17 protein-coding genes are annotated in these 25556 nt (G+C 51.7%); all 17 read left to right on the top strand.

Translation table 11 applies throughout. The features are described from left to right. The first annotated feature begins 132 nt into the window (after positions 1-132). The 17 genes from ACFOTD_RS17900 (at position 133) to ACFOTD_RS17820 (ending at position 25545) form a co-directional block, all read left to right on the top strand. On the top strand, positions 133-2322 hold the full coding sequence (locus ACFOTD_RS17900) for a fibronectin type III domain-containing protein (RefSeq protein ID WP_378121108.1): 2190 nt from the start codon (positions 133-135) through the stop codon (positions 2320-2322). A gap of 161 nt (positions 2323-2483) precedes the next feature. After that, positions 2484-3395 (top strand): SDR family NAD(P)-dependent oxidoreductase, encoded by a 912-nt coding sequence (locus ACFOTD_RS17895; RefSeq protein ID WP_378121106.1) that lies wholly within the window; start codon positions 2484-2486, stop codon positions 3393-3395. A gap of 39 nt (positions 3396-3434) precedes the next feature. Continuing rightward, on the top strand, positions 3435-4028 hold the full coding sequence (locus ACFOTD_RS17890; RefSeq protein ID WP_378121104.1) for a TetR/AcrR family transcriptional regulator: 594 nt from the start codon (positions 3435-3437) through the stop codon (positions 4026-4028). A 148-nt stretch (positions 4029-4176) separates the two neighbouring features. After that, entirely contained in the window at positions 4177-5751 is a 1575-nt protein-coding gene (locus tag ACFOTD_RS17885; protein ID WP_378121102.1) for a stalk domain-containing protein, read from the top strand. Positions 5752-5938: 187 nt separating this feature from the next. After that, positions 5939-6418, top strand: a complete 480-nt coding sequence (locus tag ACFOTD_RS17880; protein WP_378121100.1) for a hypothetical protein — start codon at positions 5939-5941, stop codon at positions 6416-6418. A gap of 74 nt (positions 6419-6492) precedes the next feature. After that, on the top strand, positions 6493-7038 hold the full coding sequence (locus ACFOTD_RS17875; RefSeq protein ID WP_378121098.1) for a DUF4362 domain-containing protein: 546 nt from the start codon (positions 6493-6495) through the stop codon (positions 7036-7038). Positions 7039-7245: 207 nt separating this feature from the next. Next, complete coding sequence (locus tag ACFOTD_RS17870; RefSeq protein ID WP_378121096.1) at positions 7246-10413, top strand: family 78 glycoside hydrolase catalytic domain; 3168 nt, start codon at positions 7246-7248, stop codon at positions 10411-10413. Positions 10414-10690: 277 nt separating this feature from the next. Continuing rightward, a complete protein-coding gene (gene arfA / locus ACFOTD_RS17865) occupies positions 10691-12196 on the top strand; it encodes an arabinosylfuranosidase ArfA (RefSeq protein ID WP_378121094.1) in 1506 nt (501 codons plus the stop codon). 26 nt (positions 12197-12222) lie between these two features. After that, positions 12223-12927 carry a PIG-L deacetylase family protein gene (locus ACFOTD_RS17860; protein WP_378121092.1) on the top strand — a complete coding sequence of 235 codons (705 nt, stop codon included), beginning with the start codon at positions 12223-12225 and terminating at the stop codon, positions 12925-12927. 104 nt (positions 12928-13031) lie between these two features. Beyond that, a complete protein-coding gene (locus tag ACFOTD_RS17855) occupies positions 13032-14240 on the top strand; it encodes a hypothetical protein (protein ID WP_378121090.1) in 1209 nt (402 codons plus the stop codon). 111 nt (positions 14241-14351) lie between these two features. After that, positions 14352-15995 carry a response regulator gene (locus ACFOTD_RS17850; protein WP_378121089.1) on the top strand — a complete coding sequence of 548 codons (1644 nt, stop codon included), beginning with the start codon at positions 14352-14354 and terminating at the stop codon, positions 15993-15995. Further along, on the top strand, positions 15967-17802 hold the full coding sequence (locus ACFOTD_RS17845) for a cache domain-containing sensor histidine kinase (protein WP_378121087.1): 1836 nt from the start codon (positions 15967-15969) through the stop codon (positions 17800-17802). The genes ACFOTD_RS17850 and ACFOTD_RS17845 overlap by 29 nt, the downstream gene beginning before the upstream one ends. A gap of 149 nt (positions 17803-17951) precedes the next feature. Continuing rightward, on the top strand, positions 17952-18854 hold the full coding sequence (locus tag ACFOTD_RS17840) for an ABC transporter permease subunit (RefSeq protein ID WP_378121085.1): 903 nt from the start codon (positions 17952-17954) through the stop codon (positions 18852-18854). Next, entirely contained in the window at positions 18851-19747 is an 897-nt protein-coding gene (locus tag ACFOTD_RS17835) for a carbohydrate ABC transporter permease (RefSeq protein ID WP_378121083.1), read from the top strand. Before ACFOTD_RS17840 ends, ACFOTD_RS17835 begins: the two co-directional genes overlap by 4 nt. A 77-nt stretch (positions 19748-19824) precedes the next feature. Further along, complete coding sequence (locus ACFOTD_RS17830; RefSeq protein ID WP_378121082.1) at positions 19825-21633, top strand: type 2 periplasmic-binding domain-containing protein; 1809 nt, start codon at positions 19825-19827, stop codon at positions 21631-21633. Between the two features lie 95 nt (positions 21634-21728). After that, complete coding sequence (locus ACFOTD_RS17825) at positions 21729-23858, top strand: alpha-galactosidase (RefSeq protein ID WP_378121080.1); 2130 nt, start codon at positions 21729-21731, stop codon at positions 23856-23858. 28 nt (positions 23859-23886) lie between these two features. Then, on the top strand, positions 23887-25545 hold the full coding sequence (locus ACFOTD_RS17820) for an SGNH/GDSL hydrolase family protein (protein ID WP_378121079.1): 1659 nt from the start codon (positions 23887-23889) through the stop codon (positions 25543-25545). Positions 25546-25556: the final 11 nt, after the last annotated feature.

Here is a 25556-nt window from a genome sequence, read left to right as displayed (position 1 = left end):
GTTCATGAGTAGTGTGCGAAATATCCATTGTATCTACTGATTTGGAGGGCATGCAATATGGTTCATCAGCGTAATTTTATATTTCCCTGATTATGGTACGTTTAATAAAAACGTCCATGGGAGTGAAATGAAATGAGTCAAAGGGTTACGCATTTGGCTTGCGGGTTACTGATTCTAGCGCTGTTTCTGTCCTTTCGCACGGCTGTCGCTGAAGCCGCTTCCACAACCGGCATAGCAGAAATTGTGGACGAGCCCCCGGTCGTGACGCGGCTGGAACCATCAACCAATCACGCCGTTATCCGCAATAATAGCCTGCATGTCATCGCTGAAGCCGAAGACGACCTCGCGCAGCCTTCATTTTTAGTGCAAATAGGGGTAGATCCCCGAAATCCGGATATCATCGAGAGTGACCAGGGGGCAGGCAAGTTCGACCGCGTTTTTGATGTTACGCCGTATGACGGCAAGTCGCTGAACATCCGATATTCGATCTCGGATGGCAGCACGCCAAGCGGCGATGACAATCATCGCGTAAATGTCACCCGTACCGTTCATGTTGAATCCAGTCCCGAATTGGTAGAGCTGGAGCGCGAGTCAGACTCGCAAATCCTGGATGCGGATGAGTCCCGTATGCTGCTCCTTCGGGACGGTGCATTAATGATCAAAGACCGCCTAGATGGAACGGAGACCGGACTGCTGAATGGCGTTACGACGGACAGATCGGAAGGTTTTAAGCTTACGCCTGCCGGAGCTGCATTTGTCATCGACACAGGCTGGTATGAAATGAAGCTGTTCTGGTGGACTGGAGAAAAGCTGATGTCTGTCCCCGTAGAGTCGGGATCGCCTTGGCAGGCAAGAGGGAACTATGTGGCGATTTCGGACGCGGGAACGCTCCACTGGATAGATACCAAGCTAGGCACAACGCGCAGTATTGCGTATCCATTCGATCACAGCTTTGAGCTGGAACCGGGCGGCACTATTTTGCTTGAGCCGGACAACAACGGCGTGCAAAACGATTCCATTTTAAGGTATGACCCGTTAACGGACAGCACGACGGCTGCCTTCACTTATACGGGAGCACCGCGCGGCCCGGTGACAGACGGAGCGGTTATTCTGTTCACATTGGAAGACGGCAGTCTGATGAAGTACGCTGACGAAATTGTGACCGAAGTCGCTCATGGAACGACTACGGAACGTTTGATGCCGCATAAAGGCTATGAAGTAAACGGGGGCTGGATCGCCTTTCAAGAGCCGACCGCAAGTGAGGTAAGACAGTTCTATTTGCGATCCCCGGAAGGTGCGGTGACGCAAGCAACTAACTTTGATACGGAAGCTGACATTTATGCTTTAGATCATAACGGCACCCTGATTATTGCAAATGGAGGAAAATTGTATCGATACAACCATCAGATCGGCAAGACGCTGCAAATTGCGGGCGACGCGGGCGTTGCAAAATGGGTCGGTGGCCAGCTCCGCTATTTGTTGGGCGATACGATCTTTACTGTCAAATCTCAAGCACCAACGGATACCACAGCGCCAGCTTGGCCGCAGGGCGATGTGCTCGCGTTTTCCCATGTGACTTCTACCAGCTTGCAACTGAGTTGGTTGCCAGCTACGGATGAGTCGGGGATAGCCAAGTACTTGCTTTATCAAAACAATACGTTGCTAACGACCGTGAACGGGGCTGTACACAGCTACGAGGTTCGAGGATTGTCTCCAAAGACGTCCTATCTCTTTTCATTGGTCGCAGTCGATGCCGCCGGCAATACAAGTCCCAAGCAGAGCGGGACGATCTCCGCTGTAAAATACACGCCGACTCCAAAGCCGGAAACATTGCTTTACCACTTCGACGGAACGATCCTTGACTTTGACCAAAATTTTATTTTATGGAAACAAACAGGCGATAAAGTGCTATGGTTGTTCAGCCGTAAGGATAAGAGCCAGGGCAAGGTTTACGATGCTGCCGGCTCTGGTGGCAAGGTAATCAAAGCCATGATAACGGTCGATGGCGTTGTATATAGTTTAAAGGTCGATGGATCAACCGTAACGAACGAGTGGAAGAACGGTATGATTGAACATCAATGGCCTGGGGAGGGAGAGTTGCTCTACAATAAAAGAGGAATCCCGGAAGGCACGGTCATATACAAGGTTGATGGCATTTCGTACCTTTACTCCGCGAAGGCAGGTAAAATCTTATATTCTTTAAGCGGATCGGGATATATAGAATACCGCGAGCATGTACTCAGTGAGCCGAGCGCGCAGCAATACCGGTTGGACGCATGGTACCGAGTCGACGGCGGTTCCTTGTACGGGATTCGAATTTGAAGCTAACTTATTGAACGGATCCCGTGAGCATGCGCTCATGGGATTCTGTTCTTTACTTAGGCTCGAAATTTTATATTTCTTCCTGTTGACAAATGAATGAATCGTTCATACAATATAATCAAATGAATCGTTCATTCATTAATTAACAAGGAGGAATTCCTATGAGCGGAATTCAACATGCTGATGGTCACAACGTAAAAGGTAAATATATCGTTATCACGGGAGCTACGAGCGGGATCGGCTTGGCGGCTGCGCACGCGTTAGCGGCCAAAGGTGCGAATTTGGGCATCGTTGCGCGCAATGCGGCCAAAGCGAATGAGGTTGCTGCTAAGCTAAGGAAGTGTTCCAGTACTGAGATTACGGTGGATGTTTTTATCGCCGACATGTCCTCGCAGCGCTCTATTCGGCAAGCGGCAGACGAGATGTCGTCGAAGTGTCCGAGGATCGATATGGTGATCAATAATGCCGGCGCCATGTTCGTTGACCATAAACTGACGGAGGATGGACTGGAGATGACCTGGGCGGTCAATCACATCGCGCCGTTCTTGTTAACGACACTGCTGCTTGATAAACTGAAGTTGAGCGAACATGCCCGGATCATCACGACGTCGTCCCACGGCCATAAGATGGCCAGGAAAGGCATCGATTTCGATGACTTGAACGGCAAGCGTTGTTTCGGATTTTGGGGCAAATTGAAGGGCGGCCCTAACTTCCGATATGCCGAAACAAAGCTGGCGAATATTTTATTTACGGCCGAGTTGGCGAAGCGATTGCAAGGCACCAATGTTGCCGCTTACTGTTTCGACCCGGGACTCGTCGACACGAACTTCAATCAAGACAACGGACGGCTGGCCCGGATGACGATGGCCGTCATGAAGCGATTTGCCCAGGCGCCGGAGAAGGGTGCGGAGACGCTTGTATGGCTGGCGGATACCGATGCCCACAATCTGGAGAGCGGGCGGTATTACTATGACAAGCAAACAAAAACGCCGTCAGCGCAAGCGGGCAGCATGGATGCGGCCAAAAAGCTGTGGGAAGCGAGCGAGTCTCAAACCCGCATTACTCGGGCTTGACCCGACAGAACGACTTGCGAATAGGAAGAAGGATAACGAATGCCAAGAATAGCAAGAGCGCAAGCCGATCAAGCTATCGACGAACGCAAAGATCAGATTAAAAAGGCGGCTCTTAAAATATTTGCGGAGAAAGGCCTTTCCGGCACGAAGATGAGCATGATCGCGGAGGAAGCAGGCATCAGTCAGGGCTTATCGTATCGCTATTTTAATTCCAAAGACGAGATTTTCGGGCTTCTGGTGGAAGAGGCGATCGAGGAATCCCGGAGCGCCATCGAGAATATCGGAAAGTTGCCAGGTTCTCCTCTTGAGCAGCTTAGGGCGTTTACGCTTCATTTGTTGGATGAAGAACACAAGCAATATTTCCTGCTCGTTCAACAGGCACTTACGTCCGAAGGCGTTCCGGGCAAGGCTAGAGAAGCTATCGAGCGTTATTCCCCGCAGGATACCATCGAGCGGGTGATCCCTATATTTGTCCGAGGGCAGCAGGAGGGACAATTCGCAGAGGGCGATGCTTACAAACGATTGATTTTGTTTCTATCGGTCGTTAACGGGCTGATGCTGCAGGATGCGAAGATGATCGGAATGGATTGGACGCAAGAGGTTGACCGGCTGCTGAACATCTTGACGAAATAAATGAGCGAACCAAGCTGAAACGTGACCCGCAAGATCGGCACTTTGATACAAGTGTCCGCTTGCGGGTTATTTCTGTCTGCATTAATCTAGTGCCAATGAATCGCATTCACTATATAATGGAAGTGGATTAAATAGCCAGGGGGCCCAAATGAAAATCGCTAGACTACGCTTGTCAACGGCAACAGCCGTCGCACTGCTGCTTGCAGTACAACCTGTATCTGCAATGTCCGCCACCCCAACAGCGGCATTATCGTCATCGATCTCGTCTCTTAACGTTTCCGATCGTCAAGCAACCCTTCAGCTTCAGACCGTTCGACTCGGCCAGGTACTGATGGTGCCGGCTCGCGCATTTTTCCAAAGCGTCGGCGCAGTCTTTCAGCTGCAGAAAAACGCCTTCTCCGCCAAGCTCGAAGACCGTAGCATAGCCGGAACGATCGGTTCTCCAAATGCAGTCATTAACGGAAAGACGGCCAAGCTCGAATATTCTCCCAAGCTTATCAATGGAACGCTTTACATACCCGCAAAGTTGGCCGTTGGCGTTTTAGAATACGATGTATGGAGCTATGACGACAGAAACAAGCGATTTACATTCAGCTACAGCCGTCAGAGGCTTAACGAGCAGGCATATAACGCGGTCATGCAAGAAGATGCGGCAAAGCTGCAGAAGCTCCTTGACATCGGTTTCGACGCAAATGCGAAGATCAACGTTTCTAGCGACTGGACGGCTTTGGATTACGCCATTCAGCAACACCGACCGCTTATCGCAGAGCATCTGTTGAATCGGGGAGGCACATATAAGCAAGCACAGGTTGTTCCGCTGCTTTACCCAAGCGATAAGCAGGCGACCGAGACGCTGGAAGTGCTCCTCAAACATGGACTTGATGCAAATAGTAAAGTCTGCGATAGCCCGTATACGCTATTGGAGCAAACCTTTAAAAAGTACCCAATCATCATGAATGAACCGATTCCGCGACCGACGGTCATGCCATCCTACGATACGGTCAGTCTTTTGATAAAGTATGGAGCCGAAGTGTCAACGGATGTTTTCTACTATGCTGCCGGAGCTGCCGGTTATGATACGATTCAAGAGCTGCTGCGCCATGGCGGCAACCCGGATCTTTTATGGTATAACACTATAACGCCTCGAAGGGCTGCAATTGATCGTGGCGTAGAGCGATGGCTGGTGCGCGATGCGGCTCAGACACTGTCGCGCCTTGCAATAGAGACCGCCGAAGGCGATCCAGTTTGGGAGGGCAACGTAAAGTTAAGTCCGTTTTATACGAGTATTGGTTCTCCAGTAAACGTCAGATTTGTCCAATATGCCTACTTTGATAGAGGCAACTATCAACCCGAATCAGTACTCGTTTACGGCAAGGCATGGCTTCTGGATCGTCAGCCGATAATAAAAATTGGAGAAGCTGCAGCAGAGCCCTCGCGCCTAATTTTACCGCCACTCAACGTAAAAGCGCGCGTGATGGCAACCGATCCGGCCAACTTTAACGGAATATTGTCGGTGAGGAACACCGTGAACGGCCAAAAAATGCTGTTTAAGCCGAGGCAGGGCGTATTCGAACTGCACTTGCCCCCGGGCAAGTTCGCGATGAGCACGTCGGAGCCTGTAGCACCCGGGCAAAGCACGAGCGTGAAGTTATCGGCCGAAGTAATCGTCGAGATTAAAGAGGACACCGCTTCGTTCGAAGTCTCGGTGCCAGCGCCGGCCTAATAGATTAAAACGTAATGGCATCGGAGCCACTATAAAGCCTTGTCAGTCTTTGGACGGTAGGTTTTTAGTGGCCTTTTTGCGTTCTTTTTCAGAATCCAGTTGATTTAAGTATGCCTAAGCAATTTGGCAAGATTATCGCAACATAACTTAATAAATTGCATCTAAATTATGGAAAGGAGTGATGGAGTTGGCGAAGAAAATAATATTCATCTGTTCAATCTTACTAAATCTTGTTTTAATCACTTATTTATATCTGAAGTCGAACCACCTGACAAACGTTTACTCCAATCTATCCTCTGGGCTGCAGGGCGATCTGGTTCAACTGGAAAATGCGATCGAACTCCAAAATAACGCGAATTGGAAAGAACCGGACAAGGTAATCGAAAAAATAGAAGATGTTAATGAAAGCATTATTTACTTGTTACAAACAGGTAAAGACACTGGACTGATTAATAAGACCCAAGAAGAAGATCTGCGTAGATTAAGCATCTATTTCTTGAGATACCCTGCATATCCTAATTCCTCAAGCACAGAATTGAAAAGCGACATCATTAAACGACTAATGACCTTAGGAGCTGATTTAAAAGCAGCCGGATGGGAAATGAACTCTGGATACGGTGGTGACTGGGACAGTTTTTCAAGGAAAGTTCGTCTTCTTGTTAAATAACACTGAAAGGAAGTGGAGACTAACCCAAAACATTTATCCCCTCTATTACGTTATTACATTCGAGGTGACATTTAATGAACAAATGGGCGTTAACAATAACCGCTTCATTCCTTCTCCTAACTGGCTGCATGGAGAAATCCGGCACAACTGGCGCGAATTCATTTAACCCGACTACCGCTCCCGCACCCGGTGGAACGGTTATTCCAAAGGCGAAACCAACACCTTTCCCAGCAGCATCTGATCCTTATGAAGTCGAACAAGCCGTTGAGAATGGCGACGTGGTGAACGTTCACGGAAAAATGTACAATCTCGATAAGTGGAAGCTGTTCCTGGCGAACCTCGAAACGGGCGTGGCGAATCAGGTACGAATTACGCAATATACTATAGAAGGCGACCCGATCTTCTACGAGCTGGTCTACGATGGGGCGGAGGTACTTGCCTATACGTACGACAACTCGCGAGACGGGTTTGGCAGCGACGCTGGTCGTCCGAGCACGATTTGCCGTGGGATTGCAATCGAGGAGAACAAGGAGTCCGGCCCGCATTACAAGCTAACCGGATGCGATGCCGATATCGGTAACACGTTCTATCTTCCGTCAATGGAGGAGGGTTCTCCTTGAGTTTGGAATCTGATTGGATTCCAAACGACGATTAGCCGGAAATACATTGACGGCGCATGTGAAATCACATATATTATCATTAAATTGGTCAGACAACTTACCTGATGATTGAAGCAGGTCTAACGATTTTAATTAAACAGTTCTTATGTTAAACGCTTTCGTGAAAAGGGCATAATCCTCTAACCTTAAAGAACGGCAGGTAACGAGATGAGTCGATCATACGCTGCTGTAACCGCTTACGATTTGAAGACGGACAATACCGTCCATCCTTTGGGGATCTCCACGATGCAGCCCTTGTTTAGTTGGAAGCTGGATGCTTCCAAGCGAGCGCAGCGGCAATCGAGCTATCGCATAATTGTCGATAAGGATGAGACGCAGCTTGATCGTTCGGTCGGAGGAGCCTGGGATAGCGGCGAAGTGGCTTCGGACGAGACGCTGCAAATTCGATATGCGGGAAGCCGGCTGGTATCCGGTCAACGTTATTATTGGAAGGTAATGGTGTGGGACGGTGACGGCGTCGCTTCTGAATGGAGCGCCGCAGCCTGGTTCGAAACGGGCTTGCTGCATGCCGAAGATTGGCGGGGCGAGTGGATTGGCGGCAATTCGAGCTATAATCCGCTGGAGGGTTGCCGTTGGATCTGGCATACGTCGATCGCCCTCGAGAAGGAAGAAGCGGATGCTAAGATTGCATTCCGAAAAGTCGTTCGTCTGCCCTCGCATAAAGCGATTCGACAAGCGATCTTCCACGGGACTTGCGGGAGTCTCTTCACGTTGTTCGTCAACGGAAGCACGATTGCCAAGCAGAATACGAGATGGAAGCAGGACTGGTCCTCGCCTTTTTATTATATCGATTTCAGTGCCAAGCTGAACGAAGGGGATAACTGTCTTGCGTGCGAAGTCGCGTACGCGGACTCCGTCCATGCGGGCTTTATCGGCAGCTTCGAGTTCCATTATGAAGACGGCTCCATCGAGAGAATCTCCACCGATTCCACTTGGGTTGCCTCATACGCAACCGAGGATAGCTGGAAGCTTGCCGATTATCCGGGGAAGGACTGGCAGCCCGCGAAGGTGATCGCCGACTTTGGCGACCAGCCGTGGGGAAGGATTAAGCGAAGAGGTCCGGCCCCGCTCATCCGCAAGGAATTCCCCGTTGCGAAGGCCGTCAAGCGTGCCAGGCTGTATATGTGCTGTCTCGGTTATTTTGAACTGCGCTTAAACGGCGAGCGTCTGGGAGACGGGCTGCTGCAGCCGGATTATACGCAATTCCCGAGACGCGTGTATTACGTAACGTTCGAAGGCGAGCAGCTATTGCATTCCGGCAGCAATTGTATCGGCGTCGAGCTGGGGCGCGGGTATTATGCGTACGGGAAAGACTGGATCGGCGACAATTTCAGCAAGCCCGAGCCCGGTACAGGAACGATCGAACCGAAGTTTTTACTGCAATTGCAGATCGATTACGCAGATGGATCGAGCGGCGTGGTCGTCAGCGATCGCTCATGGTTAACGGCGGACGGTCCGACCCGGGACGATAACATCTGGTACGGCGATAAGTACGATGCGCGCTACGAGCAGGACGGCTGGAACAAGGCAGGATTTGCAAGCGAGAACTGGGTTCCCGTAAACGCGATGACGCCGTCGGAAGGCACGATTGAAGCCGCATTCGTCCCGCCGATCCGCGTGGTCGAGACCGTTCCATTCGTGCTTGTCGCGAATCCCAAGCCCAATGTCTTCGTTTACGACTGCGGCAAGGTAACGACGGGCTGGGCGCAATTGACGCTTACCGCGCAGCCGGGAGCCAGCGTGAAGCTGATCTACGGTGAAATGCAGCGAGCGGATGGCCGTTTGGATATATGGAAGGCCGGCTACGACCATCAGTTTTGGGAGAATGCGCAAGAGGATGTGTATGTCTGCAAGAGCGGCGGAGAGGAAAGCTGGGAGCCCAAGTTCAGTTATAAAGGCTTTCGTTATATCCAGATCGAGAGCGCATGCGAGCTCGGCAATATTCAGCTGGAGGCCAAGGTTTTTCATAATGACGTAGCGATTATAGGCAGCTTTGCAAGCTCGAACGCGTTATTCGGCCGGATTCATCAGGCGATGGCGGATACGATGCTGAACAATTTTCACAGCATACCGACCGATACGCCTTTCCACGAGAAGCGCGGCTGGCTGGGCGATGCGCAAGCGATCTCCGAGTGCGCGGCGATGAATTTCGATATGACGACGTTTTTCGGCAAATGGGTGCAGGATATCGCGGATTCGCAGGATGAGCATGGCGCGGTCTGCCATACGGCTCCGGGCCCTTTCCTGTACATGACCCCCACGCCCGCGTGGATGTCTGCGTTCGTCGTCATCCCGTGGACCTTGTACGAATATTACGGGGATCGCGAAACGATTAGCAAACATTACGAAGCCATGAAGCGGTATTTGCAGTATGAATGGGATCGGCTGGTCGACGGCACGAGTACCGACGAGAGCTATGCGGACTGGGCGGTACCGGGGCCTTTCATCGGCCCGGAGGGCGGCGATCTGCTGGCGACTGCCTACGTGCTCCATTCCTTTAATTTGATGGCCAAGATCGCCGACGTGCTGGGTGAGCACGCGGATCGCGAGGCGTTCCTGGCTGCGGAAGGGCGGCTGAAATCTGCGTTAAACGAAAAGTTTTACGATGCAGAGAACGAGGTCTACCGCACGCCAATCGAAGCGGGTTACCGCCAAACGTCCAACGTGCTCCCGGTCGCCTTCGGCGCGGTGCCCGATGCGCGTCTTCCCCGCGTGATCGAACATTTGGCGGAGGATATTCGGACGCGGACGAACGGGCACCTCGACACGGGCTGCTTCGGCACAAAGTATCTGGCCCCGGTCCTGACGGAGCATGGGCAAGGCGAACTCGCTTTCCAGATCGCGAATCAGACGACTTACCCGAGCTGGGGCTATTGCCTGGCCGTCGGCGGCACGTCGTTCTGGGAAGCGTGGGAAGCGGAAACGCGGTCCTACGCCCACTATTTCCTGGGTACGATCGACGATTGGTTCTACAAGCATCTGGCGGGCATCAAGGCGAGTACGAACGGGTACCGCACGAGCATGATCAAGCCATATCCGCTAGGCGACCTGACGAGCGTGAGCGGCTCGATTGATACCGTCCGAGGCCGAATCGGGTCGGCATGGGAGAAGACGGATGACGGCTTCACCCATACGGTAGAGATCCCGGCGAATACAACTGCAACGATCTTCGTGCCAAAGGCCATCGGCGGCCCGTTAAGGGAAAGCGGTCGACCGGCCGAGCTGGCGGAGGGCATCTTCTCGGTGGCGGAGGAAGCCGACGCTTGGAAAATCGAAGCAGGCTCGGGAACGTACCGATTCGAGTTATCCCGCTAGCGCAGCTGCGACAAGGCGAACAGAACGGGGAGTTGGCGGACACAGCGGCCGTTATTTTCACGGGATTCGCACCCTAAGCGGGTGAAGCGGACTCAGCATCCGTTATTATAGCTAAAATGACCACTTTCGAGCGTTAGATTGCTAAATAACGGATTCTCTGTCCGGACCTGCCCCACGCAGGGCTCAAAATACGAAAATAGCGACCCTGTAGTCCGACAACACAAGTATAAGCAAGCAGCACAAGGAAATTGCATTCGAAAAGGGGAACGCAACGCGAATGACTAAAGCAGAAATGATTCTAGACAAAGAATACGTCATCGGCACCGTGGATCCCAGATTGTACGGATCGTTCATCGAGCACGTCGGCCGCGCTGTTTACGGCGGCATCTATGAGCCAAGCCATCAGGAGGCCAACGAGCAAGGCTTCCGCAAAGACGTCATGGCCTTGGTTCAGGAGCTGGGCGTTCCGATCATCCGATATCCCGGCGGCAACTTCGTGTCCGGCTATGAGTGGGAGGACGGCGTCGGCCCCGTCGCCGCGCGCAAGCGAAGACTTGACTTGGCCTGGGGCGCGCTGGAGACCAACGAAGTCGGGACGAACGAGTTCGCGGCATGGGCGCAAAATGTCGGTGCAGAGGTGATGATGGCCGTCAACCTGGGCACGCGCGGACCGGCGGATGCGCGCAACTTGATCGAATACTGCAACCATCCCGGCGGCACGTACTGGAGCGATCTGCGCAAATCCCATGGCTACGAAGCACCCCACAAGTTCAAGACATGGTGCTTGGGCAACGAGATGGACGGTCCTTGGCAGATCGGCCACAAGACGGCCGACGAATACGGGCGTACGGCGCTCGAGACGGCGAAGCTCATGAAGTGGGTCGATCCCTCGATCGAGCTGGTCGCCTGCGGCAGCTCCATGCGCGACATGCCGACGTTCGGCGAATGGGAAGCCACCGTGCTCGACCATACGTACGATCAAGTCGACTACTTGTCGCTGCATACGTATTACGGGAATCGCAAGGACGATACGGCCAGCTTCGTCGCGAAGACGCTGGAGATGGACGATTACATTCATTCCGTCATCGCGGTTTGCGATTACATGAAGGCCAAGAAGCGCAGCAAGAAGCAGATGATGCTTTCCTTCGACGAGTGGAACGTGTGGTATCACAGCGCGGCCGCCGATCAGCAGCTCGAGCGGTGGACGATCGCGCCGCCGCAGATCGAGGATATCTATACGCTGGAAGACGCGATCGTAGTCGGATGCATGATCATATCCCTGCTGAAGCACGCGGACCGCATCCGGATGGCCTGCATTGCGCAGCTGGTGAACGTGATTGCCCCGATCATGACCGCGAACAACGGAATCGCGTGGCGTCAGACGATTTTTTATCCTTATCTGCATGCATCGATGTACGGACGAGGCGTCTCGTTGAAGCCGATCATTCGCAGCCCCAAGTACGACTGCAAGCAGTTTACGGACGTTCCATGCCTGGAATCGGCAGCCGTTTACGACGAGGAATCGGAGCAGCTCACGATTTTTGCGGTGAATCGGGACCTTACGGAAGCGTTGGACGTCGAGGCCGATCTCCGGCAGTTCGCCGGTTACCAGATCGCTGAGCATCTGGTGCTGACGAACCCGGATCCGAAGGCAAGAAATACGGCGAGCGACCCGTTGAACGTAACGCCGCATGCCGCAAGCGGCTCCGAGCTGCGGGACGGCCGCTTGCATATTAGCCTGCCGAAGCTGTCCTGGAACGTCATTCGTTTGAAAAAAATCTAACTTGATTCGAAAGCGGGAGGATCCCTATGAACGTATTAGCCATCGGCGCGCATCCGGACGACATCGAAGTGTACTGCGCGGGAACTTTGTTGAAGTACAAACAGCAAGGCCACAACATCTTTATCGCATTGACGACCAGCGGCAATATCGGCTCGAACGAGTACGAGAGCAGAGAGGCCATCGCTGCGCAGCGAGAACAGGAGCAGCTGGAGGCGGCGAAAATCCTGGGTGCGGAAGTCCGTTTCCTCCGCTTCGACGATCAAGGGCTGCAAGACACGCCCGAGACGCGGCGAGCCGTCATCAACGCGATTCGCTGGGCGGATCCGGACGTCATCTTGACCCATTCTCCGGAGGATCCGAGCACGGACCACGGCGTTACCGGAAAAATCGTGAGCGAGGTCATATTGTCGATTCCCGGCAAGCTGATTCCGGCGGACGAACCGCCGATCGCCAAAAATCCGTCTCTGTTCTACTTCACGCCTGCCGCCGGCATCGGCTTCCTGCCGGAAGTGTACGTCGACACCTCCGACGTGTTCCCGCTGAAGAAGGAAGCACTGACCAAGCATACCAGCCAGTTCAACTGGATGGATGTGTATCAGTCGCATAACCTGCTCAGCATCATGGAGATATCGGACAAGTTCAGAGGCTTGCAGGCCGGATACGAGTATGCCGAAGGCTTCCGGGCTTTCCGGATTCACGGCTATATGCCGAACTTCAAGCTGCTCCCCTAGCCGATACTACTTACCTGGTCAATACCGCTTCCCTGATCGATACGGCTTCCCTGTTTGATACGGTATCCAAGATTACGTTGATCCCGCAAGGAGGCGGTTCCGGCATGGCCCAGGACTTGAGCGCACGGTACGAACTCGTGGAGAAGGTCGTAAAAGCCGGCGGAACCGCCGGCGAGGACTGCGATTATACGGAGCTTAAGGCTGCACTCGACGACATCGCGGATAACTCGGCCCGGAAGCGGTACGTGCTGCGAATTCTGAACGGCATTTACGATCTCTCGAATGACGGAAACCTGTATTTGGGCTTGAAAAGTTACGTGGAGCTTGTCGGGCAATCGCGGGGCGGCGTACGAATCGTAAAACGCGACGATGACTACAGCGACGCGAAAGCCGTGTTCGACACGGCCTATTACGGACAACGGATCGAATACGCGTCGCTTCGGAACCTGACCATCGTCAGCTATAATTTGAAGGCTCCTGTGCACATCGACGACGAATATTTGCAGGGTACGATCGAGCTTCTCGATTGCACATTAATCAACGAAAACACGCCGGATATGGGCAATTATCAGAATGGACTCGCTTGCGGGCTGCGGCAAGGCCAACGCGTTGTCGCCAGAGGCGTCCATTCCAACGGCATGCTTTGGATGCATAACGGCTTCGAGGCATACGCGGGCGAGGGCTGTCGTTTTGAGCTATACAACTGCATCTGCCCATACATCGTGATTGGCGAATTGATCACCTACGGGAACGAGACGATCATCGTCGAGGGCTGCCGGGCGGAATTTCTCCGCTATCTCTATATTAAAGGCGTTGCGGTTCAGCAGCTGCGTTCGTACGTTCAATCCAGCTTTTCGTTCGAGCTGCGGGGCAATTCGATTGATTATGTCGAGGCCGTTACCACGTTGGACCTGGGCTACACGTCGGTTCCTACTGCGTTCGATGAGCTTTGCGGGGGCAAGTGGTCCATTAGCGATCCACAGATCCACCGGTTCGTTCGAAATACCGGATCGGCTGATATCGGCAAAGGGAATCTGGTATCGCGAAGCGGGGACGGCGTGAAGCGGTGGGCTCCCGGCGAACGGCTGTACGGGACAGCGTTAGACGCGATATCGCCTGGCGAATACGGGATGGTCCAGGACCGGGGAATCGTATTCATTCAGACTCATCCGGATATGGCAATCTACGAGGATGAACCGGTCGAGTTGGATTCGTCGGGTTGTGCCGTTCGACAAGGCAGCGGCGCAAAAATCGGCGAGGCCCGGGGCTGGTACGCGCATGGCGACCGCCTGCTGAAGGTCAAGCTGACGTAATCGCCGCTATATACATCAATTCAATTACCTAGTATGAAAGAGCCGATTCTTTATCCGAATAGGCTCTTTCTATTTACATTCAGTGGCAGCTTGAATAGCGAGGTGTGGGCGATGATCAAAGTTATCATTGTAGAAGACGAGATGCTGGTGCGCATCGGTCTAAAAAACTCCATCGAATGGTCGAAATTAGGCATGGAGGTTATCGCCGACTTCTCGAATGGGCAGGCTGCGTGGGATTTCTACCAGCAAGCAAGGCCCGACCTCGTCCTGACCGACATCAGAATGCCGAATATGGACGGGATGGAACTGATCTCCCGCATCCGGGAGAACGATGCGGAGACCAAGATTATCATTCTGACGGCTTACGAAGAATTCGATTGGGTTCATAAGGCCATCCGTTTCGGCGTGACCGATTATATCCTTAAGTTCAAGATGTCCATCGACGAGATGGAGAAGGTCTTGCAGAAGGTGCAGGCCGAATTGCAGACGAAAAGCGTCCGAACCTCCGCAGAGCCGCAGCACGACCAACTGAACGCCATCAATCTCAAGGAAAACGCGATGAAGGACTATTTGTCTTACGGGCGATACTCGGATGCGGAATTCGCCGTCATAACGAAGGAGCTTCATTTCCGACTCCAACCGGAAAGACTGATTCTCTGCGTGATGGCCATCGATAACTTCAAGCAGATGGAAAACAAATTCAAGGATAGCCACGGGAACCTGATCCGATTCAGCATCCTGAATATGATGAGCGAGCTGCTCGCCGGCTACAACCGTGGAGAAGTCATTTACGAGCGCGACGAGAAATACATCCTGGCGTTCAGCTTCCAGGATATCGTCAGCGAATCAAACATTTATCAGCAGCTGCAGGACATTCTGTCGCACATCAGCAGCGTCATCAAAACGTACCTGAACGCATCCGTCATTTTTGGGATCAGTTCCATCAACAACGGATACTCCGCGCTTAAGCAAATGTATGTGGAATGCCTACGCATGCTGGATTTAAGATTCGTGCTCGGTAACGTAACCTACATCCGATCGGATCTCATGGGAGCGGATCGCATCTCGAAAAACGTTGCCGCGAAGCTCGACAAAATGATTCGCGAACGGGAGCCGTTTAACGACCGGTACTTCAAAGAAATCGAAGCCGGCATTCAGTCGCTGGGTCAGCTTGAACGTATATCCAGGCAGGATATCCAGGTGGTGATCATTCGCTGGATTCACTGGCCGACCGTTAACCTCAATATTTACGCAGACGACATCTCCAGTATGGCGCTCGACTATGCAGGCCGAATTCATCAGAGCACGACTTTGGATGAAACTATCGCGATTTTTACGCAATATTTGCTTGAGGTTCAATATTACCATGAGAGAAAAAGAGCGATCAGCAAAGAAATCGCCGAGGCGATCAAATATATTCAGGCGCATTACGATCAGGATCTTTCCCTCCAGCAGCTGGCCGATCAAGTGAAGATGAATCCGAGCTACTTAAGCAGGCTTTTCAAAAGGCATTTGGAGACGAGCTTTATTGAATATTTGAACGCTTACCGGATCGATATGGCCAAAAACATGTTGATGAACACACATCTGAAATCCTACGAAATCGCCGCAAAGACAGGCTATAAGGATGACAGCTATTTTAGCCGGATTTTTAAAAGGGTTACGGGCATGCGGCCCCATGAATTCAGGAAGCAATGGTTCGTGGACAGCAGGGAGGACAGAGAAAATGACGCGGATGATGAGACTGTTCAATAGAGCAAACAGAAATTCCCTGGCGAATCAATTGGTCGTCTCGTTCCTGATCATCTTTCTGTTTATCTTTACGATCAGCTCGTTGATCGCTTACTACGGCATCCTGAATGTATTGAAAAAAAATGCGATCGATACGAATCAGCAGCAGTTCAAGCAAAACGATTATAATCTGTCGGTGTTTGTCAACGAGGTGGACCAGGTTTCCAGACAGCTCTTTTTAGAGGCCGAATTGCAAAATTTGATTAATTTCAAGAGTATGAGCGAGATGGACAGCGTCGTGCAGGTTTCGGCGGCTTTTCAATTTTTTTCGGAAGCGCTCTCGGACAATTCTTTTATCGATTCGATCAGTTATTTTGGCGATAACGGCTTTATGATTCGAACGACTGCGCAAAGAAACGATATTTTATTCGATTCCACCAGTAAAGTGAATGCATTTTACCAGAATCAAATTTACGGCAAGATGAAGTCGGCAGCGCAGAAGCTTGTCTGGTTCGGCGGATTTACCGATCAAGACTTCAACATTGCGGATACGAATGCGATACCCGGCAAAGAGACTGCGTCTACGAACTACATTACCGCGGCGCGCAGCTTCTACTCAAATAACCACGCGGCAACGCTTGTCCTCAATATGGACATGAAGTACTTTAACGATATTTACAATCACGCCAACGATATAGACAATAACGAAATGTATCTGGTCGATGAAACGGGCCGCGTGGTGTCTCACGGCAATGTAGAGAAAATCGGTCAAGCCGGGGCTGTGCCTGAGAAAGTGTATCAACCCGCGCTCACGAGCGACAAGTTTGCCAGCGAAGAAAGTAACGGCAAACAAATCATGTCCTATCGGATCAGTGCGTTGAATTGGATCCTGGTCAACGAGATTCCTGTAAGCCTCTTTATTAGCGATATTCTGACCTTGAGACTCATCGTTGTGACGATGTTTATTTTCAGTTTGGCATCGGCAGCCATTCTGTCGCGGTACTGGATTCGCAGAATAACGCAGCCTTTGAACAGTCTGACGACCGTCGTAAGACGTATGGGGCAAGGCAATCTGGGACTCACGTTGGAACTAGATTTAAAGAACGAACTCGGGATTCTCATTGCGCAATTCAATAAAATGTCCAGAAATATTCAAGAGCTGATTGAACAAAAGGAATCGATTCAGGAAGAGAAGCGGACGATCGAGATCGGCGCTTTGCAGTCGCAGATCAACCCCCATTTTTTCTACAACACGTTAAATACGATCAAATGGATGGCTATTATGGTCAAGGCGGACAATATCGTGGAAAGCATCACGACTTTGGGCGATTATTTGCAGCCGATGTTTAAGCAAGGCATGCTTTGCACCATCAGGGAAGAGATCGATTATATCGAAAATTATATCAAGATCATGAATTATCGAATGGCGGGCGGCGTTAAACTCCAAAAACATATCTCGCCGCAGGTGATGGACTACCAATTTCTCCGATTCCTGCTGCAACCGTTGGTCGAAAACGCGATTACGCACGGTCTGAAAAACCGTAACGGCGGGACGGTAACGATTACGGCAACGGAATATAAAAACGAAATCGCCTGGACCATCTCCGACAATGGCGAAGGCATGTCCGAAACGAAGCTGCAGGAGGAAAGGGAATCTCTTATTCATGGCAGCAGCAGCGAACATTCTACAGAAAAGAAAGGAATCGGCTTATTCAATACGAACCGCAGAATCCAGCTTCACTTCGGCGACCGATACGGCATCGTCATTCATAGCGAGCAGCAGGTGGGAACCGAACTAAAATTCACGATTCCAAAAGTGCAACAAACGTAAAAAAAATACAACTTTTTGAGGGCGGCGGTCAAAGATTTTGAGGAGGCGTGCAGGTTTGTTGTGTAATTCACCGGAAAGTTCATTTTTCTAACTGTAAGCGTTTTCTATAATAAATGTACAGACCAATTGAAACCAAGGAGAACAAAACCATGCTACCCAAAAAGAATAGAATCGGGTGGAAGTACTTCCTAATCGCCATGCCATTTATGATTTACGTGATCGCGTTCTACTTCGTACCGTTATTTGGTTGGATCTATTCCTTCTATAACTACAATCCGGCACTTAGTTTCTCGCAGCTGAAGTTCGTAGGCTTCGATAACTTCGTTAAGATTTATAACGAACGAAGCGAAATTTACCGGGTTCTCAAAAACACGCTGGCCATGAGCTTGCTCTTGATCCTGGTTACGCCCTTGCCCTTGATTGCAGCCGTCATGATCAATGAAGTCAAGCATGGCAAGTACAAGAGATTTATTCAGACCGTGACCACGCTGCCTAATTTTATAAGCTGGATTGTCGTATTTTCCCTAACGTTCGCCGTTTTTTCAAGCGATGGGCTCTATTATACCTTGTTAAGAAATTTACATCTCGATGTGCCTATTATCGGAATCATGGGCAACAACGGTGCCGCCTGGTTTTTCCAGGCCGGGCTGTATGTCTGGAAAACGATCGGATGGACGATGATCATCTACATGGCTGCGATTGCAGGGATCGACAGCGAGCAATACGAGGCGGCCCGCATCGACGGTGCCGGCAAATTCGGCTTAATGCGGTACATCACGATTCCGGGATTGGGTCCGACCTTTTTTGTCCTCCTCTTATTACAAATCAGCAACTTGTTGAACAACGGACTCGATCAATTCCTCGTTTTCTATAACCCGCTTGTAGCGGATAAGCTGAATGTACTCGATTACTTCATCTATCAAGTCGGCTGGGCTGTCAGCGACTATTCATATGCGACTGTATTGGGGATGGTGAAATCTTTGCTCGGCATTGCGCTGTTGTTTGCCGTCAACTATCTCTCCAAGAAAACGAAAGGGGAGTCGATCCTGTGATAAGCAAACAACAATCGCTGGGCGAACGCGTTTTTGATAAATTCAACTACGTGTTTATGGCCCTGTTCTCCTTTATCTGCATCTATCCGTTCTACTACGTCTTCATTTACTCGATCAGCGAACCCAGATTGGCGCAAAGAGGCGTTTATCTCTGGCCCGGCAATTTCAATATCGACGCTTATATTAAAATATTCAGTTTAAATACAATTCCGCACGCATTCCTGGTTTCGGTAGAAAAGACAGTGATATTCACCGTCTTGTGCGTGTACTTTTCGGCGATGCTTTCCTATCTCTTTACCAAACACGTGATGCCTTACCGCAAATTCATGTATCGCATCGTGATCTCCTCCATGTATCTCAATTCCGGCCTGATCCCGTGGTATATCACGATGAAAACGTACGGACTTCGCAATTCTTTCCTGCTCTATGTCCTGCCGGGAATCATTAACGCCTTTTATATCATCCTGGTCAAGACTTATATCGAGCAATTACCTTCTTCGATGGAAGAGTCGGCTCAGATTGATGGCGCCGGGTTTATGACCGTCTTCAACAGAATTATATTTCCGCTCTCTAAACCGATTATCGCAACCGTAGCCGTGTATGCCTCGGTGGGCTGCTGGAATAGTTGGATCGATAATTACTTGCTGGTCGAGAAAGCCAATCTGCAGACGATTCAAGTCATTCTGTACGGCTATCTGAACGAAGCGCAGAGCTTGTCTCAGGATCTTGCGGCCATGACGGCCAATTCGGGTTCGGGCAGGCAGCTCCAGCTCTCGCCGGAGACGATCAAGATGAGCATCACCGTCATTTCGGTGCTTCCGATTATCCTTGTCTATCCGTTTTTGCAGAAGAATTTTATCAAGGGCATTATGCTTGGCGCAGTGAAAGGTTAATTCGGATATGATGGTTTTTCTAGAAAACCATGTATCAATAGATAAAACAGCAAGTCAATCACTAGGGAGGTTATTCGATGTCAGGGATGAAAAAGAAAACGAGTTTACTCGCTATGGTTGCCAGCATGTCCCTTCTAGCCATGACGGCGTGTTCAGGCAACAACGCAACGAACAATGCTTCATCGTCCGCACCCGCTTCAGGTACTGCGCCTGCATCAAGCCAAGCAGCTGCATCAAGCCCGGCAGCCGACCCTTCGGCCGGAACCGATCTTCCAAGAGATCCGATTACGTTAAAAGTATTCATTGGCGGTTCGGATGCGAGCTTGAATGGCGTATGGAATACATCCATTGCCAAGGTTATTCAGGAAAAACTGGGTATTACGCTGGATCTAATCACGGGCGACGCCGTAAAAGCGAAAACGCTCGTTGCCGGCGGCGACTTGCCTGATATCCTATCGACTGCCGGGATCTCCGACTTGGTAGACTCCTTGATTCAGAGCGGTCAGGTTATTCCATTGGACGACTTGATCGATAAGTACGGTCCGAATATTAAGAAAAACACGCCGCAAGCGCTGGAAATTATGAAAGCGTCGGCAAGCAACAACACCGGAAAAGTTTATTTCCTGCCCGTTCGGGTGAATAAAGCCAGCGACACTCCTGTCCCTCTTAGCAGCGCGCTTGCCGGATTCTATACAAGATGGGATTTGTATAAAGCGATCGGCGCTCCGGCGATGACGAATGAAGACGATTTCTTAAAAGTGAATAAAGAAATTCAAGACAAGTTCCCGACAACGAAGGACGGCAAGAAAGCCTATGCGTTCTCGGCATGGGCCGGCGGCGACATGTTCCCTTACATTATCTCTTATCCGTTCTCGATGGGATATAACAACTGGTCGTTCGATACTTCCATCGGCGCAGTAAACGGAGACGTTCAAGACAACTTCCTGCAAAAAGACGGCGTATTCTGGAACGGCATCAAGTTCTTCAATAAAGCATACCGCATGGGCATCTTCGATCCGGAAGGGTTCACGCAAAAAATCGATCAATACATCGCCAAGCTGAACAACGGCCAAGTGTATAACTCGGCGGCAAGCTTCTGGATGGGCGGCGCCGATCTAGTCGCCAATACCGGCGTAGCCGATGCGGAACTGCTGCAATTGCCCGGTCCGTTCCCAGGCTACATGGCGTTGTATCCGAAAGACGCGCCGGGCGGCAATCTTCTCGGACCGGCCCGCGCCATCACCAAGGCGAATAAATATCCGGAGCGCACGATGGAGTTGTTTAATTTCCTTAGCGGGGACGAAGGCGGAAGATTGCTGTTCACCGGCGTCAAAGGCGTAGATTGGGATGTCGTAGACGGCAAGCCGCAATTGATCGGCAAGATGGCGAAGCCTTCCGACCCTGGATACAGCGACTATCTGAAAAGCGTAGGTACGACGACGCTGAACAAATTGTCCAATCTACATGAAGCATGGCCGGCAGAAGACGGCTATCCGCTTGACCTGAAGCTGGTTATCGATCCGTCTACGGTTACGCCTGCCGAAAAGGAACTGGCTCAGCAATTCGGGGCGGAACTGTACCCGGGGCAAGTATACGACAAGCTGATTAAAGACGGAAAAGCCGTTACCGATTCGAAATACTTTGCTTTCACTGCGTTCGTAAAACAATTGTCCCAGCCGAATCAACAAGTGATGACGAAGGCAGAAACGTACTTCCTGGCGAACGTTGCGAAATATATTATGGCGAAGGACGACGCAGCCTTCGAAGCCGCGCAGAACAAAGCCATCGATGATTTTAAAGCGATGGGCGTAGACAAAGCTTATGCCGAATTCCACCAGCTCATCGATGACGCCAAAGCGTTCGTTAAAGAGAACAACCTGGAATAGGATTCGGATTGACGCAATTGAAGAGGGACTGCCTTCAGGTGGTCCCTTTTCTACTGGCCCAGCATAGCTCAGGAAATCAACGGGAGGGAATTAAAGTGTCCGCAAATTCGACATCGATCGTCGCCGATCTTGACAACATGCGCTTCCAGTACAAGTCGGAGCTGTCGATTTACACAGAAAAGCTAATGGATGGCAGATTGCTGTTCGCAGGGTTTCAAGATAACGGGACGACCATTTATGAATATACCGACTTAAAGGATAAACCCGCCTTCGACCTGACGATCGACGGAGAATCATTGTATTACGGATGGGAATTTTCCGACTTCGCATCGGATCGGGATGAGCTGGGGAACACGACAGGAACGTTAACGTTAAAGCATGCAGTGAAGCCTATTAAGTTAAAAGTAATAACGAGTTGCTGCGGTTTCGGATTTTTCAAAAGAACCTTGGAGATCGTGAATCTTTCGGAAAAGACGGCATTGGGGCTTACGAACGTCATCCCGTTTAAGGGATGTATTTGGAACGTTACGGATAACATCGCCGATAATCTGCGCGACGACACGGTCTCGCCTTATTCCGTCGGGCGATTCAAGGATTTGTATTGGGCGAATGAGGGAAACTTTGCCTGGCAGGACATTCCCGTCAATACCGGCATCTTCTTTAACTCGACATTCGGCATGAGCGGGCACAGCAGCCCTTTCTTTATATTGCGCAACAATATCAACGGCGGCTATTTCGTCTGTCAAATGGGCTGGTCCTCCAACTGGAAGACATCCTTTTTCGCCGACTATTTTAATGACAGCCGTCTTCCGAACAAGATTAACTTGAACTTCGAGGTTCAACCGGTTACGCCGTCGCCCGCCAGACTGATCGCGCCGGGCGAGGCGATCGCGGCGCCGGATATGCATTTCGGGATGAGCCATGCCGACCTGGATACGGCAGTCCAGCGCCTGCATGCGTATTTGCGGCAATCCGTCCTGCGGCAGGTCGGAGACGGCTTGCAGCCCGTCATTTATAACCAAGCCGGTTATATGGTTCCAGGCTACAAGCAGCCGGAGATGAGCGAAGCGGGACTTAAAGAAGAGGTAGACCTCGCGGCGGAGATTGGCGCAGAGCTATTTATGATCGATGCCGGATGGTACGGCAACAATGGAACGGCGGGCGCCGACTGGGGCAATACGACGGGCGATTGGTACGCGGCCGACATCCTTCCGAACGATCTGTTTCCCGTCTACGACTATGCGCGATCAAAGGGTTTGAAATGCGGATTGTGGGTCGAAATCGAAACTGCAGGCTCGAAATCGAAGCTCGCCGAAGCGCATCCCGATTGGTTTTTAACGAAATACGGCAGCACCTTCCCTAGAGTGCTCGATCTTGCGAAGCCGGAAGTGAAGGACTACGTCGCTTCCGAGATCGTGCGGCTCGTCGAAAAATACCAACTGGATATGTTCCGCCTCGATTACAATTCAAGCTCTCACGATGGGGGCTTTAACCTTCATGACGGCCGGAATGAGAATACGCATTGGAAGCATAATGAGGCCATTTACGAGATTTTCGACCGGGTTGGCAGGCAGTTTCCGAATCTGCAGCTGGAGAATTGCGCGAGCGGCGGCGGACGGACGGATATCGGCATCGTCAGCCGGTTCACCACGACATGGGTATCCGATTGGTTCAAAATGCCGCGCACGGTGCGGATCCTGAACGGCATGAGCATGGCACTGCCGCCCGAATTCATCAACAGGTCGTACTCGCCGGGAATGGAAGGGAATCTGGATTCTCAGATGCACGTGATTATGATGGGACACCCGATGCTGTGCGGGATCGCGCCATCTATTGCGGAAGCGACTCCGTCCACGATGGCTTGCGCCAAAAAATATATCGGCATTTATAAGGATTTCATCCGCACCTTCCACAGAACGGCTAAAGTGTACCATCACACGCCGGTTATCCCTGGCGCCGACGGTACGGGCTGGGCCGCGCTGGAGTACGTTTCCGAGGACAGGACAAAAGCCGTAGCGACCGTGTTCAGGCTCGTTAACGCGGATGAAGACCGCTACACGTTGAACTTCAAAGGCCTCGATAAGGGCGCGAGCTATCGCGTGCGGATCGAGCCGGAAGGAAGCGAGTTCGTTGTCGGCGGTTATGCCTTGTCGAGAGAAGGTCTTGCGATCGAGCTGGATACGGCATTAACCTCTCAAATGATATTGCTGACCAAAAGAGAGTAACGACCTCAGGAGCGGGGAGCGACCATAAATGAAAACAAACTATTCGGGCCTTGCGGTCATTCCTACGATGCCGGCGTCCATGAACGTCATCGTCGAACCCGGACGCATCGCGACCGGCAACCGGGTCATCGAGCTGGCCGAAGCCGCTACGGTATGTATTCGCGTAGCCGGGCAAAGGCGGTTTAACGACCAACGCTATCGGATTGCAGGCGAGAGCGCGACTTCTCCAAGCGGCTGGAACGGCGAAAACGTTCGCGGCACCGCTGGGATGCCTTACCAGCGAATGGTTCCGGGCTCGCTGCAGGTGTATTCGAAAGACCGGGGGAAGCGTTACGTTCCGGACGTCGATTATACGCAAGACAGCTACTGGGGCACCGTCAAGCGACACCCGCTTGGGGAGATCGTCGTCGATCAGGAGCTGTCCCTCGACTACGCCGTATGGCTATGCAGATACGACGCCATCGTGCTGCTCGAGGATGGGACAATACACGTCGTCGAAGGCGACAGCGAAGCACCGGAATCCCGCGAGCTGCTGCTGCCCGAGCCGCCGGAGGTAGAAACGGGTTTCGTACTGGCCCATGTGTTCACGGGCTGGGGGCAATCCTGCATTTATGGCGGCGGCAGCCTGATCGCCGCGGAGCGCTTGCCTTCTTCCCGGTCGCCGGATTCGCTGCCTGTTCTCACGGGACGGTACGAGGACATGGTGGAACGAACCTACATCGTCGAGGTTCATGCGGCGGAAGGCGATGCCGAAGGAAAATTGCAGGTCCGGATCGGGGCAACGGGAGAGGATTATGGAACGAACCGCACCTTGACGCCGGATACGCTTCGTTGGACGGAGGCCAAGGCGCTGCCGCACGGCCGGAAGCTGCCGCTGCTGCTGCAATCCGCTTACCGGTATCCGGTCAGTTGGGGGCTGGAGCTGGATTTTTCGCTACCGGGTTCGAATACAGCGGTTGATTTGTCCGGCACCTACAAGGTCACGGCATATCCGGAAATGATATTCGATCGCAAACATGCGCTTGACGGGAGCGATCCGCTGGACGTTATTCCCCTGGAGCAGCGCAGTCATCTGGACGGCTTCAGGGAGAAGGCGGCTTCAGGCAGGCCGGTACGCATCGCTTTGTTCGGCGCCAGCAACGCGCGTCACGGACTATGGCCCGCGCAAGTCGTTCGCGCGCTGAGGCAAGCCTATCCGAAGACAAAAATCTCGACTTCGGTCATTGCCTATGGCGGAGAGGAGATGCGACATGGCAGGCACCGCTTCCATCACGAAGTGTTGAGCGTTGCGCCGGACTTGATCGTGATGGAGTATTTCATAAACGATGTATGCTACGGCCGTCCCGAGGAGACGGAAGAAGCCGCCCGTTATATTTTGCAGGGCATCCGGGAGGCCGGCATTCCTTGCATTGTCCTTACGAATAACGGCGCCAACCCGCTTTTCTCCAGAAACGGATCATCTAGCCATTTTCAACACTACCACGACCTCTATCGCGGCTTGGCTGCCGAATACGAGGTGGCTTTTGTCGGAGGCTACAGCTACTTCAAAAACCTTCATACGTTCGGCAAGTATTTCATAACGGAACTTAAAGGCAATATGGTCAACCATCCCTATGGGCTTGTCGATCAGAATTGGGGACTCTTCGACCGCGTATTCAGCAGCGCGATCTTAAAAATTCTCTTATAGGCGCAAGTTGC

It is taken from the genome of Cohnella sp. GCM10012308, assembly GCF_042649185.1.
Taxonomy (GTDB): Bacteria; Bacillota; Bacilli; order Paenibacillales; family Paenibacillaceae; genus Cohnella.
This window is presented reverse-complemented; position numbering and strand designations above follow the sequence as displayed.

Excerpts from the sequence above, each read along its gene's own strand:
- ACFOTD_RS17895 (WP_378121106.1), top strand. The coding sequence starts at position 2,484 with ATGAGCGGAATTCAACATGCTGATGGTCACAACGTAAAAGGTAAATAT.
- ACFOTD_RS17875 (WP_378121098.1), top strand. The coding sequence starts at position 6,493 with ATGAACAAATGGGCGTTAACAATAACCGCTTCATTCCTTCTCCTAACT.
- ACFOTD_RS17855 (WP_378121090.1), top strand. The coding sequence starts at position 13,032 with ATGGCCCAGGACTTGAGCGCACGGTACGAACTCGTGGAGAAGGTCGTA.
- ACFOTD_RS17830 (WP_378121082.1), top strand. The coding sequence starts at position 19,825 with ATGTCAGGGATGAAAAAGAAAACGAGTTTACTCGCTATGGTTGCCAGC.
- ACFOTD_RS17885 (WP_378121102.1), top strand. The coding sequence starts at position 4,177 with ATGAAAATCGCTAGACTACGCTTGTCAACGGCAACAGCCGTCGCACTG.
- ACFOTD_RS17860 (WP_378121092.1), top strand. The coding sequence starts at position 12,223 with ATGAACGTATTAGCCATCGGCGCGCATCCGGACGACATCGAAGTGTAC.
- ACFOTD_RS17870 (WP_378121096.1), top strand. The coding sequence starts at position 7,246 with ATGAGTCGATCATACGCTGCTGTAACCGCTTACGATTTGAAGACGGAC.
- ACFOTD_RS17850 (WP_378121089.1), top strand. The coding sequence starts at position 14,352 with ATGATCAAAGTTATCATTGTAGAAGACGAGATGCTGGTGCGCATCGGT.
- ACFOTD_RS17900 (WP_378121108.1), top strand. The coding sequence starts at position 133 with ATGAGTCAAAGGGTTACGCATTTGGCTTGCGGGTTACTGATTCTAGCG.
- arfA (WP_378121094.1), top strand. The coding sequence starts at position 10,691 with ATGACTAAAGCAGAAATGATTCTAGACAAAGAATACGTCATCGGCACC.
- ACFOTD_RS17845 (WP_378121087.1), top strand. The coding sequence starts at position 15,967 with ATGACGCGGATGATGAGACTGTTCAATAGAGCAAACAGAAATTCCCTG.
- ACFOTD_RS17820 (WP_378121079.1), top strand. The coding sequence starts at position 23,887 with ATGAAAACAAACTATTCGGGCCTTGCGGTCATTCCTACGATGCCGGCG.
- ACFOTD_RS17840 (WP_378121085.1), top strand. The coding sequence starts at position 17,952 with ATGCTACCCAAAAAGAATAGAATCGGGTGGAAGTACTTCCTAATCGCC.
- ACFOTD_RS17890 (WP_378121104.1), top strand. The coding sequence starts at position 3,435 with ATGCCAAGAATAGCAAGAGCGCAAGCCGATCAAGCTATCGACGAACGC.